The sequence below is a fragment of the uncultured Clostridium sp. genome (assembly GCF_910588715.1).
Classification (GTDB): domain Bacteria; phylum Bacillota; class Clostridia; order Clostridiales; family Clostridiaceae; genus Clostridium.
This window is the reverse complement of the sequence record NZ_CAJURG010000002.1, coordinates 337,235-352,762: the sequence shown is the minus strand read 5'-3', so window position 1 is coordinate 352,762 and position 15,528 is coordinate 337,235. Positions and strand designations below refer to the sequence as shown.

At 27.2% G+C, this 15,528-nt stretch carries 13 protein-coding genes; 12 read left to right on the top strand and 1 reads right to left on the bottom strand.

Translation table 11 applies throughout. The features are described from left to right. Positions 1-161: 161 nt before the first annotated feature. The 12 genes from QZ321_RS06385 (at position 162) to QZ321_RS06330 (ending at position 15,052) form a co-directional block, all read left to right on the top strand. A complete protein-coding gene (locus QZ321_RS06385; RefSeq protein WP_291747056.1) occupies positions 162-1,382 on the top strand; it encodes an ROK family transcriptional regulator in 1,221 nt (406 codons plus the stop codon). Positions 1,383-1,445: 63 nt separating this feature from the next. Further along, positions 1,446-2,969 carry a UDP-glucose--hexose-1-phosphate uridylyltransferase gene (galT, locus tag QZ321_RS06380; protein ID WP_291747052.1) on the top strand — a complete coding sequence of 508 codons (1,524 nt, stop codon included), beginning with the start codon at positions 1,446-1,448 and terminating at the stop codon, positions 2,967-2,969. A 29-nt stretch (positions 2,970-2,998) separates the two neighbouring features. Continuing rightward, positions 2,999-4,165 (top strand): galactokinase, encoded by a 1,167-nt coding sequence (locus QZ321_RS06375; RefSeq protein ID WP_291739843.1) that lies wholly within the window; start codon positions 2,999-3,001, stop codon positions 4,163-4,165. A 270-nt stretch (positions 4,166-4,435) separates the two neighbouring features. Further along, positions 4,436-4,990, top strand: a complete 555-nt coding sequence (locus QZ321_RS06370; protein ID WP_291739841.1) for an ECF-type riboflavin transporter substrate-binding protein — start codon at positions 4,436-4,438, stop codon at positions 4,988-4,990. A gap of 26 nt (positions 4,991-5,016) precedes the next feature. Next, on the top strand, positions 5,017-6,723 hold the full coding sequence (locus tag QZ321_RS06365; RefSeq protein WP_291739839.1) for an ABC transporter ATP-binding protein: 1,707 nt from the start codon (positions 5,017-5,019) through the stop codon (positions 6,721-6,723). Next, a complete protein-coding gene (locus tag QZ321_RS06360; RefSeq protein WP_291739837.1) occupies positions 6,720-7,547 on the top strand; it encodes an energy-coupling factor transporter transmembrane protein EcfT in 828 nt (275 codons plus the stop codon). The genes QZ321_RS06365 and QZ321_RS06360 overlap by 4 nt, the downstream gene beginning before the upstream one ends. A 306-nt stretch (positions 7,548-7,853) precedes the next feature. Continuing rightward, positions 7,854-8,822, top strand: coding sequence for a polysaccharide deacetylase family protein (locus tag QZ321_RS06355; RefSeq protein WP_291747048.1), 969 nt, complete (start codon positions 7,854-7,856; stop codon positions 8,820-8,822). 322 nt (positions 8,823-9,144) lie between these two features. After that, positions 9,145-9,303: a zinc-ribbon domain-containing protein gene (locus QZ321_RS06350; protein WP_133015639.1), complete on the top strand. Its 159-nt coding sequence runs from the start codon at positions 9,145-9,147 to the stop codon at positions 9,301-9,303. Positions 9,304-9,505: 202 nt separating this feature from the next. Continuing rightward, positions 9,506-10,660: an LCP family protein gene (locus QZ321_RS06345; RefSeq protein WP_291747046.1), complete on the top strand. Its 1,155-nt coding sequence runs from the start codon at positions 9,506-9,508 to the stop codon at positions 10,658-10,660. A gap of 283 nt (positions 10,661-10,943) precedes the next feature. Beyond that, the gene (pulA, locus tag QZ321_RS06340; protein WP_291747043.1) at positions 10,944-12,932 is read left to right on the top strand and encodes a type I pullulanase; all 1,989 of its coding nucleotides are present in this window, start codon (positions 10,944-10,946) and stop codon (positions 12,930-12,932) included. A gap of 100 nt (positions 12,933-13,032) precedes the next feature. Then, positions 13,033-13,845 (top strand): nucleotidyltransferase domain-containing protein, encoded by an 813-nt coding sequence (locus tag QZ321_RS06335; protein ID WP_291747041.1) that lies wholly within the window; start codon positions 13,033-13,035, stop codon positions 13,843-13,845. Between the two features lie 145 nt (positions 13,846-13,990). Then, positions 13,991-15,052, top strand: coding sequence for an aldose epimerase family protein (locus QZ321_RS06330; protein WP_291747039.1), 1,062 nt, complete (start codon positions 13,991-13,993; stop codon positions 15,050-15,052). A gap of 34 nt (positions 15,053-15,086) precedes the next feature. Here the strand turns inward: QZ321_RS06330 and QZ321_RS06325 are convergent, their stop codons facing one another. Then, positions 15,087-15,518: a Fur family transcriptional regulator gene (locus QZ321_RS06325; protein WP_291747037.1), complete on the bottom strand. Its 432-nt coding sequence runs from the start codon at positions 15,516-15,518 to the stop codon at positions 15,087-15,089. Positions 15,519-15,528: the final 10 nt, after the last annotated feature.

Sequence of the window (15,528 nt, the reverse complement as noted above, 5' to 3'; positions counted from 1 at the left end):
AATTGTTTTTATAACAAAAGAGGACTTTTTTAGGTAAATTTAATTTAAATAATATTGACAAAAAATAAAGATATGATAATATTAAATTAAGAAAACAATTTCAAAGGTCTTAAAAAATTTTTTAAGGACTTTATTAAAATAATTAATAAAGAAGTGAGAAGATGAGCGAAGTATTAAAAGGTAGTTTTGAATTAATGAAGCAGTTAAATGTTTCAGCAGTTCTTAGAGTTATAAGAGACAATGGAAGTCTATCACGTGCAGAAATTGCAAAGTTAACAGGATTAACTCCAGCTAGTGTTACAAATATAACGAAAATATTAATTGAGGATAAATTTCTTATAGAGAGTAAAATTGGAGAATCGAGTGGTGGAAGGCCTCCAATAATATTAGAACTTAATCCAGATGCTAGATATGTAATAGGTATAGGTATAGGGGTTGGAGTTATAGATGTAGTTATAACTAATCTTTCAGTTAAAATAATTAGTAAAAAGTCCATGATAATAGGCGATGAAAGATATGATTATAACTTAGTTTTTGCAGAGTTAGTTAATTTAATTAACGAAGTGATTGAATTAAGCAATATAGAGAGAAAGAATATATTAGGAGCAGGAGTAGCATTACATGGTATAGTAAATGCAAAGTCAGGAGAGTCTATACATTCTTTGTATTATGGATGGAAAAATATAAATATAAAGAAAAGGCTAGAGGACGAATTACAACTAGCTATATATGTAGACAATGATGTAAGAGCTATGGCTCTAGGAGAAAGTTTATTTGGAGCAACAAAGGATATTTCAAACTTTGTAACTTTAAATATATCAAATGGTATAGGTGCTGGAATTATTATAAATAATACACCTTATTATGGTGTTGATTTTAGTGCTGGAGAAATAGGACATATAGCAGTAGAGTTAGATGGAGATAAGTGTAACTGTGGAAATTATGGTTGCTTAGAAACAGTTGCATCTAATAATAATATAACTAAAAAAGCTATCAAGCTTATAAAACAGGGAGTCAGTAGCTCACTTATTAAAGATATAGATAATATAAATAATTTAACAATAGAAGATATATGCAATGCAGCTAAAAATGGTGATGAAATGTCTATAACAGTATTAAAAGAAGCTGCTAGATATATTGGAATTGCTATTACAAATTTGATAAATATATTAAACCCTACAGCAATAGTAGTTGTTGGAGAGATATTTGAAAATACAACATATGCAATTGATACTTTAAGTGAAATAGTAAAAAATAGAGGATTTAAATTATCTAGTGAAAATGTAAGAATAATTAGAAGTTTATTAGGAAGAGATGCTTCTGTTATAGGAGCAGCAACACTAGTTATTCAAGAAATATTTAACGGTATTAATAAAAACTAAACTTTTATATTAATTAAAAATATTTTTAGGGTATTAAATTATAAAGAGTGGATGGTGAAGATTATGAATAATATTGGTTATGAAATTGAGAGGCTTTTAAAATTTGTTTTAAAAAAGAATATGATTTCTAAGTGGGATGTAATTCCAGCAAGAAATGCACTTATAGATTTATTAAAGTTAGATGGACCTTATGAAGGCGAAATTGAAGATAGTGTAGAAGAAAATGCAGTTAAAATATTAGAAAATATATTAGATTATGCCTTTGAAACAGGATTAATAGAAGAAAACACGGCAACTTTTAGAGACTTATTTGATGCAAGAATAATGGGTTTATTAATGCCAAGAGAAGGTGAAGTTGTTAAAACTTTTTATGAAAAGTATGAAAATGAGTCTAAGGAAGTAGCTACAGACTGGTTTTATGACTTAAGTAAGGCTTCAAATTATATAATGACAGAAAGAATAGCTAAAAATCTTTGGTGGCCAACTAAAACTGAGTATGGAGATTTAGAAATCACGGTTAATTTATCAAAACCAGAAAAGGATCCAAAGGAAATAGCTAAGGCAAAGCTTATGAAACAAGTATCATATCCAAAGTGCTTATTGTGTAAAGAGAATGTAGGATATGCAGGAAGAATAAATCATCCAGCAAGACAAAATCATAGAATTATTCCTATGACATTAACTAATAAAGAATGGTTTTTACAGTATTCTCCATATGTTTATTATAATGAACATTGCATTGTTTTTAGTGGAGAGCATGAACCTATGAGATTAACAAGAAATTCAATTGAAAGATTAGTTGAGTTTACAGAAGTTTTACCACATTACTTTATAGGTTCTAATGCAGATTTACCTATTGTAGGTGGTTCAATACTAACTCACGACCACTATCAAGGTGGAAGACATGAATTTCCAATGGAAAAGGCCTTCGTAGAAAAATATTATGAAAGCAGAAAGTATGAAGATATTGAAGTTGGAACTGTTAAGTGGCCTATGTCTGTAATTAGAATAAAGGGAAATGATAAAAATAGAGTTATAGATTTAGCTATGGATATATTTGAAGCATGGGAAAATTATTCTGATGAAGAAAATGATATATTAGCATTTACAGGTGATGTGCCACATAATACAGTAACTCCAATTGCAAGAAGAAAAGGTGAGGCTTTTGAGCTAGATATAGTTTTAAGAAACAATAGAACTTCAGAAGAGCACCCAGATGGAATATTCCATCCTCATAAGGAACTTCACCATATAAAGAAAGAAAATATAGGACTTATTGAAGTTATGGGACTTGCTGTTTTACCAGGAAGACTGGAAAAAGAATTAGATATTATAGCTAAAATTCTTTGTGGTGATATGAATTACAATAGAGAAGAGGCAGAAAATAATAATGAAATTAATAAGCATATTTCATGGATAGAAAGAATGCTTTCTGAAACATCTTCATTAACTTATGATGAAGCTAAAGAGTTATTAAAGGCTGAAGTAGGTAGTATATTTGCAAGAGTTCTTGAAGATGCGGGGGTATTTAAGAGAACTGAAAAAGGACAAGCTGGGTTAGAAAAGTTTTTAAGTACAGTACTTTAAATATAATATAAGAGAGGTTGAAAAGTAAAATGAATAGAGAAAGAATGATAGAATTATTTAAAAGTGAATATGGAGTAGATAATAGAGAAATAAAAACATTTTTATCTCCAGGAAGAGTTAATTTAATAGGAGAACATATAGATTATAATGGTGGATTTGTATTTCCAGGAGCATTAACAGTTGGAATTTATGCTGCATTATCATTAAGAGATGATAATAAAATAAGAATGAGATCAAAGAATGTTGCTGGAGAAGTGATTTTTGATTTAAGTGAAGATTTAGTTTACAAAAAAGAAGATGATTGGGGAAATTATCCAAAGGGCGTTGTAAAGGCACTTATGGATTTAGGACATGAGGTATCAGGAATGGATATAGTTTTATATAGTAATATTCCAGATGGAGCAGGCCTTTCATCTTCAGCAGCTCTTGAAGTTTTAATGGCATATATAATACTTTATTTAGAAAATAAAGAACAAATTGATAGAGTTGAAGTATCTAAGCTTTGCCAAAAGGTTGAAAATGAATTTGTTGGTGTTAACTGTGGAATAATGGATCAGTTTGCAGTTGCAGTTGGGAAAAAAGATCATGCAATACTTTTAGATTGTGATTCTCTTCATTATGAGTATGCACCTTTAAATTTAGGAGACTATAGTTTAGTTATAATGAGCACTAATAAAAGAAGAGAACTTGCTGATTCAAAATATAATGAAAGAAGAGCAGAATGTGAAAAGGCTCTTGAGATTATAAATGAAAATAAGGTTGAAAAATTATCAAATCTTTGTGAAGCAACACTTGATGATATTGAAACATTTATTTCTGATGAAGTTATAAAGAGAAGAGCTATACATGTTGTTACTGAAAATGAAAGAGTTAAGAGAAGTATGGAAATGTTAAAAGACAATGATATATTAGGTTTTGGTAAGTTATTAACAGCATCTCATATGTCTCTTGAAAATGATTATGAAGTTACAGGCCTTCATCTTGACACTTTAGTTCATGAAGCTTTAAAAATAGATGGATGTATTGGGGCTAGAATGACAGGTGCTGGATTTGGAGGATGTGCTATTGCTTTAGTTAACAATTCTAAAGTTGAAGAGTTTAAAGAAAAGGTATCATTAGCATATGAAAATGTTACTGGAATTACACCATCATTTTATACTAGCAATATAGGTGAAGGAACTCACGTATTAAACTAAATAAAATACAAAAAAAGTTGTCCAATTTTAATTGGACAACTTTTTTATGCTTTATATTTTAGAGTGATTTATTCTAATTATTTTAAGTTAATTTCTAATAGTTTTTATAGAAATGAAATTACAAAACCATTGACTAGAAAATAATATAAAAGTATAATTTTAAGGTATTGCTAAAATATAAAAATAGATAAATTTCGACATAATACGAATTTAAAATAAAGTTAATTATAATAATATTCATATAATATTATTTATAAAGGAGACGTTAGAATGAGAAACAAGCTGTCAATTAGGACAATTGTTGCAATTGGTATTGGAGCGGCAGTATTTATGATACTAGGAAGATTTGGTTCTATTCCAACAGGAATACCTAATACTAGTATTGAAACTAGCTATGCGCTTTTAGCATTAATGTCAGTTATTTACGGGCCAATAGCCGGTTTTGCAATAGGTTTTATAGGTCATACTTTAAAGGATTTGGTTTTTTATGGCATGCCATGGTTTAGTTGGGTTATTGCATCTGGAGTTGTTGGACTTGTTATAGGATTTTCAGCAAAAAGGTTAAAAATAGATGGAGGAATTTTTGAAAAAAAACAAATTATTATTTTTAACATATATCAAATAATTGCAAATGCACTAGCATGGATATTAGTAGCACCAACATTAGATATAGTTATATACGCAGAACCTGCAAATAAAGTTTATTTACAAGGTACTATAGCGGCAATATCAAATTCAATTACAGTTGCTGTGCTGGCAACTATATTATTACATACTTATGCTAAAACTAAGATAAAAACAGGAAGCTTAGATAAAGAGTATTAAAAGAAAAAAAGACGAGGAGATTTGCTATGAAAAAACCTGTAATTGAGTTCGTGGATTTTACTTTTCAATACAGAGCTCAAGCAAAGCCAACATTAAATAATATAAATTTAACTATATATGAAGGAGAAAAAGTACTTATAGTAGGACCATCAGGTTCAGGAAAAAGTACTCTTTCAAATTGTATAAATGGAATAGTACCATTTTCTAATGAAGGTGAAATTTCTGGAAGCTTAAAAGTTAATGGAAAAGAAACTAAAAAAATGAGTGTATTTGAATTATCAAATTCAGTAGGAACGGTTCTTCAGGATCCAGATGGTCAATTTATAGGATTAACAGTTGCTGAAGATATAGCTTTTAAATTAGAAAATGATTGTGTATCACAAGAGAAAATGAAAGAAAAGGTTAAAATTGTCTCTGAAATTGTAGGGATAGATACTCATTTAGATTCTGCTCCCTATAGTTTATCAGGAGGTCAAAAGCAACGTGTAACACTAGCGGGGGTTATGGTTGGAGAAGTGGATATACTTTTATTTGATGAACCTTTAGCAAGCTTAGATCCTGCAACGGGAAAAAGTGCTATTGAATTAATAGATAAAATTCAAAAGGAAACAAATAAAACTATATTAATAATAGAACATAGATTAGAGGATGTACTACACTTACCAGTAGATAGAATAATAGTTATTGATGATGGGAAAATAGCAGCAGATATAAAACCAGCAGAATTATTGAGTTCAAATTTATTAAAGGAAACTGGAATACGTGAACCGTTATATATTACTGCACTAAAATATGCAGGATGTGATATAAAACCAGAGATGAGACCAGAGCATATTGATACATTAAATATAGATACTTGTAAGGAGAAATTAAAGACTTGGTATGAAGGTGCTATAGAAGATAAACAAAAAGTACATAATGAAACTATTCTTGAAATGAGAAATGTAAAATTTTCTTATGAATCAGGAAAGGAAATATTACACGGAATTTCTTTTAAAGTTAATAAAGGTGAAATGGTTAGTATTGTTGGAAGAAATGGTGCAGGTAAATCAACAATTTCTAAGTTAGTATGTGGATTTTATAAACCAACTGACGGTCAGATATTATTTAATAATAGAGACTTAGTTAATGATACTATTAAAGAGCGTGCAGAAAAAATTGGAATGGTAATGCAAAATCCAAACCAAATGATATCAAAAACTATGATTTTTGATGAAGTAGCTTTAGGTCTTAAAGCTAGGGGTATTTCTGAAGAGAAAATTAAAAATAGGGTTTTTGAAACGCTTAAGGTTTGTGGATTATATGAATTCCGTAATTGGCCAATTTCAGCTTTAAGCTTTGGGCAAAAAAAGCGTGTAACAATTGCATCAATATTAGTTTTAAATCCTGAGATTATTATTTTAGATGAACCTACGGCAGGGCAAGATTTTAAACACTATACTGAGATTATGGAGTTTTTAAAGGAACTAAATCAAAGGGGTGTAACAATAATAATGATAACTCATGATATGCACTTAATGCTTGAATATACTAATAGAGCAATTGTGTTATCAAATGGAATAAAGTTAGCTGATGATATAGCTTCTAATGTTCTTACTGATAAAGAGGTAATAGAAAAAGCAAATTTAAAGGAAACATCTTTATATGAATTAGCAATAAAAGCTAGACTAGATAATCCTAGAGGATTTGTTAAGAAGTTTATTGATTATGATAGGAGGATTAGAAAAATATGAGTACAATGCTTGGATATTCAAATATAGATTCGCCTATACATAGACTAACAGGAGCATCAAAGTTAATAGTTTTAATTATTTGGTCTTTAGCTTCAATGATTACATATGATACTCGTGTACTTTTGGGAATGTTTATTTTAAGTATAATTGCATTTAAAATTTCAAAAGTAGAGTTTAAACAAATTTCATTTGTGCTTTATTTTATATTAGTTTTTTTACTGATAAATAATATAGCCATATTTATATTTTCACCTTATGAAGGTGTCCAAATATATGGAAGTAGAACAAATTTATTTAAGATTGCTGGACCATATACTCTAACAGCTCAACAATTGTTTTATCAATTTAATATAACTTTAAAGTATTTTTCTATAATACCTATGGCATTATTATTTATGGTTGCCACTAATCCAAGTGAATTTGCAGCATCATTAAATAAAATAGGTGTAAATTATAAAATTGCATATTCAGTTTCTATAGCTTTAAGATATATACCAGATGTTCAACGTGACTATCAAGATATAGCTTTTGCTCAACAAGCTAGAGGAATAGATATGTCTAAAAAGGAAAAGTTAACAAAGAGAATTAAAAATTCGGCATCTATATTAATGCCATTAATATTTTCAAGCTTAGATAGAATAGAAACTATAAGTTCAGCCATGGAATTAAGAGCCTTTGGAAGCAATAAAAAACGTACTTGGTATAATGGAAGGTCATTTAAAAAAGGTGATTATATTTCTATAGCTATAGTTAGTTTTGTATTAATAATTGCTATAATTGCAAGCATAGTAAATGGTGGTAGATTCTATAATCCGTTTATATAATTATATACTATAAATAAAGAGAGCTATATCATATTGAAATTTTAATTAATATGATCCAGCTCTTTTTTATTATATAAAATTTTTATTAAGAAATTATTTAAATGAGAATTTTGCTATGCTATCTTATTATTTATTGTTTATATTATAGATAATTAATTATATTGAGGAAAAAAGTGGATTAATTCCATAAATTACAATCGTGTTGTAATCTTTTTGTAAATTAATTTTTGTTATATATAGGCATAATAGAAGTATAGAAAGAAATATATGAGATGTTATAAAATTGTAGTTAGGGGAATTTTTAAAATGAATAAATTAGCTGAAGATAAATATAATGGTCAAAAAATAAGTGTTATAAAAAGTAATTCTAAGATAGCAAGCTTATTATTAGTAGCTATGCTTAGTGTAGGAGCTGTAAATAATAAGGAGGCCACAGCTAAAACTATTATAGATATAAATAACAATAAGACAAGAATAAATATTAATAATTATAATGATGATATAAATAAGGAAGAAACAAAGCAAAAAGAAAATATTAATACTGTTACAAACAAAGAAGGGTTATTATATAATTCTTATAAAAATGATTTATATGCTGATAATGCTAAGGATATAGAAAAAATGCTTAATAAGTGGAATTATTTAAGGGAAGATGGTAAAAAGGTTGCATACTTAACGTTTGATGATGGACCTTCTACAGAAGTAACACATCAAATATTAGAAACACTTAAAACTAATGATATAAAAGCTACTTTTTTTATATTAGGAAGTAACGTGGAAAAAGGCGATATACAAAAGGAATTGCTAAAAGAAATGGTTATTGAAGGACACGCTATAGGAAATCATGGATATTGTCATAATTATAGTATATTGTATCCTGGAAGAGTTGCAAATCCAGTAGCTTTAATAAATGATATGGAAAGATCAGAAAATGTAATGAAGTCAGTTTTAGGAAATGATTTTTCTACTAAAGTTATTAGATTGCCAGGTGGTCATATGTCATGGAATACTAAGGCGTTAGATCCTATTTTAGAAGAGAATGGGTATTGCTATGTAGATTGGAATGTTGTTAACGGAGATGCTGAATGTAATGATAGAACAGCTGAACAATTGGTAAGCAGATTAAAAGGAACTATAAATGATTTAGCTGGAAATGATGATGTATTAGTTATATTAATGCATGATACAAACTCAAAAAAAGCAACAGCACAATCATTACAGCAAATTATAGATTATTTAGATTCATTAGGATATGAGTTTAGAACATTAAAATAAATAATCTTATTGATACTGGATAAGGGATGAATTTATCCAGTATTTTTTTGTAAATATTTAAATAATAAAATTTAATTTAAGAAGTGTTTATATAAAAAATAAATATTATAATTTTGATAGAATCTACTTACTAAAATAAAAAAATGTAAAAAAAGAATAAACTTTATAAAAGTGTTGTAAAATAAAATATATGTGTTATAATGAGAACATAAGTCAAGTTGTTTGACTATTTAAAAGATTTAAAGTAGATTAATAAAATTTCTCCTATTCAAGAGATATGTTATTAACCATGATAAATCTTAAGAAAATGGAGGAATTTATAATGGCAGATAAGACTATTGTATGCAGAGACTGCGGAAAAGAATTTTTATTCACTGAAGGAGAGCAAGCTTTCTACAAAGAAAAAGGATTCGATAACGAACCAGTAAGATGCGTTGATTGTAGAAGAGCAAGAAAAGCTCAACAAAACAACAGAAAGTAATTGAAATTATAAGATTGTAAGAATTTTTCTTACAATCTTTTTTTATTTGAGAATTTATTATTTAAGCTATATATGAATTTGAATTATAACTGTAGCTTATTGTAAATTTATAACTATATAATAAAAAATATACATAAATTGTAATAAATATGTTAAAATAAGAAAATGGGGGTAGGTTAATGACATAGGGAGGTCAACAAGGGTGAGAAAAAAGAAAAAAATAAATTTCTTAAGAAACAGAATAATAGTCTCTGTTATATTAATTGTGTTTGCTATTATTTTAGGAACAGCTATAGGTTATTATAGCTATGTAAAAAGTAAAATATATACTAAACCAAATAAAATAGAAGCAAAAGCTATTGAAAATGAAGATGATGTAAAATATAAAGAGGTAGAAGGAATTACAAATGTATTGTTAGTAGGAACGGATGCTAGAGATTTAAAGGAAAGTGCAAGAGCGGATTCTATTATAATTGCAACTTTAGATAATAATAATAAAGAAATAAGGTTAACATCATTATTTAGAGATACGTTAGTTGATATTGAAGGTTATGGACCATATAAGTTAAATGCAGCAATGGCTTTAGGTGGAATAGAGTTATTAAAAGATACAATTCAAAGAACTTATGATATAAATATAGATAAGTATATAATAATAAATTTTTGGGGATTTGAAGCTATAATTGATAAAATGGGTGGCTTAGAAATTGATATTAAGGATTATCAACTAGATGAGTTAAATAAATATATAGGTGAATCTACAGGGGGAAATGATTGTCCGGTTAATGAGTCAGGATTGCAATTATTGAACGGAAAACAAGCATTATCTTATGCAAGGATAAGAAAAGGTGTTGGAGATGAATTTGAAAGAACTGAAAGACAAAGGGAAGTATTATTTAAAGTAGCTGAAAAATTAAGAGAGACTAAGCCAACAAAATATTTTGGTATAGTAAATAGTATGCTTGATTATATAAATACTAATATAGATATTTTTGATGCTTTAAATATGGCATATACGATTTATAAGTTTAATAATCTAGAAACAAAACAAATTCATATACCACTTACAGAATTATCAGATGATATGAACTATGGTGGAGATATTGGTTGGGTGTTTATAATGGATAAAGAGCAAAATACGGAAGTTTTACATGATTTTATATTTAATGCCGTAGAGCCTGATGAAAGTAAATTTGACTATAATTCTTTAGAGGAATCACTTTATGAATATAGAACTGGTGAGTGGAGAAATAATTTTAAGAATTCAACTCCAAAATGTGGACTTACTGATGAAATAGATGATATTAGTAATGATTATGAAGATGATTACGAATATAACTATTATGATTTAAATTAAGAAATTATTATTCAATTAAATAAATATATAAAAATTATTTTTATATAAAAGAATTAATGATATAACTTAAGGAGAGTTAAGTTATATAAGGCTATCCTTTTGTTAATATCATTAAATTTTGACTTTATTAATTTTCTATAAGATTAAAATTTTATTAAATATAATTATTTTTATAGATATAAAATGAAATTTAGTATAAAATAATTATATTAAAAACATTAATGGTAACGATTCCGTAGGTGTGTTTAATATATATGGTATTAATTAAGGGGAGATGAAAAAAATGACTGAGAAACTAATATTTAATGATGAATTTGACAAATTATATAATTATGATGGAGAACTAGGAGTAGTTTATTTTAAAGATAAAAGTAAATTTATTTTATGGACACCAGTAGCAGATAATGTTGATTTAGTGTTATATGGTAATAATGGATACGAGTATGATTGTAAACCAATTCAAAGTTATAATATGCATAAAGGAATAAATGGAACTTGGGAAATAGAAATTGATGGAGACTTAAATGGACAATATTATAATTATTTAGTTACTATAGATGGAAAAGTAAGTGAAGTTGTTGATCCATATGCTAAGGCAGTATGTGTTAATGGTAAACGTGGAATGGTAATTGATTTATCTACTACTAATCCAAAGGGATGGGAAGAAGATAAAAAACCAGAATTAAAGTCGCCTACAGATTCTATAATATATGAAGCGCATATAAGAGATTTAACTATAGATGAAACTTCAGGTGTAAAAGAAGAGTTTAGGGGGAAATTTAAGGGGCTTACTGAAATTAATACCAATATTACTGGAACTAAAGTTAAAACAGCATTAAATCATATAAAAGATATGGGATTTACACATGTTCATTTGTTACCAGCATTTGATTATGGATCAGTAGATGAAACAAAGCTTGATGAACCTCAATTTAACTGGGGATATGATCCTGAAAATTATAATGTACCTGAAGGTTCTTACTCAACAAATCCTTATTTAGCAGATGTTAGAATAAGAGAATTTAAGGAAATGGTAAAGGCTTTACATGATTCTGGAATAAGAGTAGTAATGGATGTTGTTTATAATCATACATTTAACTTAGAATCTTGTTTAAATAAGGCTGTTCCTAAATATTATTATAGACAAAATGAAGATGGAAGCTATAGTGATGCATCAGCTTGTGGTAATGAAACAGCATCAGATAGATATATGTTTAGAAGATATATGGTAGATTCAGTAGTATATTGGGCTAAGGAATATCATATTGATGGATTTAGATTTGATTTAATGGGAATACATGATATTGAAACTATGAAGTTAATAAGGGAAGAGTTAAATAAAATAGATCCAACTATAATTATTTATGGTGAAGGATGGATGGGTGGACCAAGTCCTTTAAATGAAAGCAATTCTGCTGTAAAGAAAAATACTTATAAATTTGGAGATTTACAAATAGCAGCATTTAGTGATGATTGTAGAGATGGAGTAAGGGGGCATGTTTTCTACGAAGAAGAAGCAGGATTTGCTAATGGTAAGGATGGATTGGAAGAAACAATAAAATTTGCTATTGTTGCATCAACAATGCATGATGAAGTAGATAAAAATGATATTTTATATTCAAATTATTTTTGGGCTAATGAACCTTATCAAACAGTAAATTATGCATCTGCACATGATAATTATACTTTGTGGGATAAGCTTCAAGTAGTATCACCAGAAGCTAGTAAGAGTGAATTAATAAAAATGAATAAATTAATAGCAGGAATAATACTTACATCTCAAGGAATGAGCTTTGTACATGCTGGAGAAGAAATGGCAAGAACTAAGGTTGATGAAAATGGAGAGTTTGTTGAAAATAGCTTTAATTCATCTGATAAAGTAAATAAAATTTGTTGGGATAGAAAAGTTGAATATAAAGAATTAGTTGAATATTATAAGGGATTAATTGCATTAAGAAAAGAGTATAAGGCATTTAGAATGAATACAAATAAAGATATACAAAAAAATATTCATTTCTTAAAAAATGAAAAGGACTTTGAAGCTGACAATTTAGTTGCATATATAATAGATTCTAAGAATATAGATGACAAGTGTTCTAAAATAGCAGTTATAATAAATGCAAATGATACAGAACAAAAGGTAAAACTTAATGAAGAAGAGTGGGAAGTTTTTGTTGATGATAAAAATGCAGGAATAAAGTCAATTGAAAAGATTAATGGTAATACAGTAAATGTTGCTGCAAAGTCTATAAAGGTATTAATAAAGAAGTAGACTAAATTTATAAATAGTAGAATAAATTAATGTAGAATGTAACTTATCTAAATGGTTACATTCTATATTATATTCAGGCTAATAAAAAGGGGGTAAGCTTATGGGAATGAATATGACTGTTTATCAAATAGTTAATGAATTTAAAAGGTTAGATGAAGTAGTTGCAATAACACTGGCTGGTTCATGTGCTAGTGGAAGAAAGGATACCTATTCAGATATTGATATAAATGTAATTACTAAAAGAAATATACCAGTTGAAAAAAGAAAATCTATTGCAAATAAATTTTCTGATATAATGGAGATAAATAATACTTTTTGGGGTGATTCTGATGAATTTATATTAAGAAATTCATCAATACAAGTTGATATAACTTATTTTGATTTTAGCTGGTTAAAAATCCAATTAAAAAATGTTTTAGAATATAATAATGCATCTATTGGATATACAACTTGTTTTTGGCATAATGTAATTAATTCATCAGTAGTTTTTGATAAAAATAGTGAATTTAATGATTTTAAGAAAAAATATACAATAGATTATCCAAATAAACTTAAAAGAAATATAGTTAATAAAAATTATCCTATATTAAAAAATAATTTTTCTTCATACTATAAACAAATAGAAAAAGCTGTAAATAGAAAAGATATAGTAAATCTAAATAATAGAATATCTGCATTTTTAGATAGTTATTTTGATATTATATTTGCTATAAATGAAATTCCGCATCCAGGAGAAAAAAGAATTTTAAATATAGTTAATAACACATGTAAGAAAAAACCTAAGAATTTACTTCAAAATGTTGAAAAGCTAATTAATGATATATCAAAATGTGATAATACAATATTAGAAGATATTGATGAAATTGTTAATCAATTAGATAAAATTCTTAAAGCAGATGAGTTAATAAAGTAGTATGGTAATGTTTACTGAGGTTAGTATCATTGATATAATTAATATGGTATAAATTATATTAATAGAGGGAGGTGACTGTTGTTATAAATCTATAAGATTAAATAACATTCATATATATTTATAGATTATTAGCAATGGATTAACTATGAGAGTAAAAAGAGAAGAACTATTAGGTAAAATTGATAATAAAGAAATTTATGTTTATACATTAAATAATGATGATACAACCGTAAAAGTTACAAACTATGGGTGCATCATATTATCAATATTTGCAAAGGATAGATTTGGAAATATTGACGATATTGTTTTAGGTTATGATAATTTTGAAGATTATAAAACTACTACAACATATTTTGGTTCTGTTGTTGGACGTTATGCTAATAGAATTGGAAGAGCTGAAATTGAATTAGGTGGAGTAAAATATAATCTTGCAAAAAATAATGGTAATAATCATCTTCATGGTGGAATTAATGGATTTAATAAAGCAGTATGGGATTCTGAAATTGTAAGTGATGAAGATGGAGAATATTTAAAATTATCCTATTTAAGTAAAGATGGAGAAGAAAATTATCCTGGCAATTTACAAGTTATAGTTGAATATAAATTAACAAAAGAAAATGAGTTAGTTATTAATTATTATGGTAAGTCTGATAAGGATACAGTTTTAAATTTAACTAACCATTCATATTTTAATTTAAATGGACATGCTTCTGGCGATATTTTAGATCATAAGCTTAGAATTTATTCAAAAAATATAACTGAGGTAGATAGTGAAAGCATACCAACTGGTGAAATAAGAAATATATTAGAAACACCAATGGACTTTAGTGAATTAAAGTATATCGGATTAGATATAGATAAAGAATATGATCAATTAATTATTGGAAATGGATATGATCATAATTGGATTATTGACGATTATACAGGTGAATTAAAAAAGATTGCAGAAGTTATTGAAGAAAAGAGTGGAAGAACTTTAGAAGTATTTACTACAAAGCCAGGAGTACAATTTTATACAGGTAACTTTTTAGATGAAAATGAAGTTGGAAAGGGTGGAGCAAGATATAGAAAAAGACAAGGTTTATGTTTAGAAACTCAATATTTTCCAGACAGTTTACATCATACAGGCTTTCCTAATGTTATATTAGAAGCAGGACAAGAGTATAATCACACAACTATTTATAAAATGGGGCTATTAAATAAATAACAAATAAAAAATGACTAATGGAGATTTATTCACATTAGTCATTTTTTTTGCAGTTTTTACAATAGCCGTAAATTTCAAGGCGGTGTTCAGTTACATCAAAATCCATATCTCTTTTCAAATGTTTTTCATAAACACATAGAGGGCAATCGTTTAGTGGGAAAACCTCCTTGCATTGTTTGCAAATTAAATGATGTTTATGAGAAGATGTATTAATTTCATATGAAGTTTTATTATCATCACCTAAGATACATTTAGAAATTACATTCTTATTAGAAAAGGAATCTAAAATTTTATAAATTGATGATAAATTTATAGAAATTGAATTTTCTTTTAGCTTTAAATAAATTTCTTCAGCACTAAGTGGCTGTTTACTTTTAGATAATATCTGAAGTACTGAAGTTCTATGTTTAGTTACTTTTAATCTCTTTGATTTAAGTATATCATTAAAGTTAATTTCATTATCCAATGTAATGCCT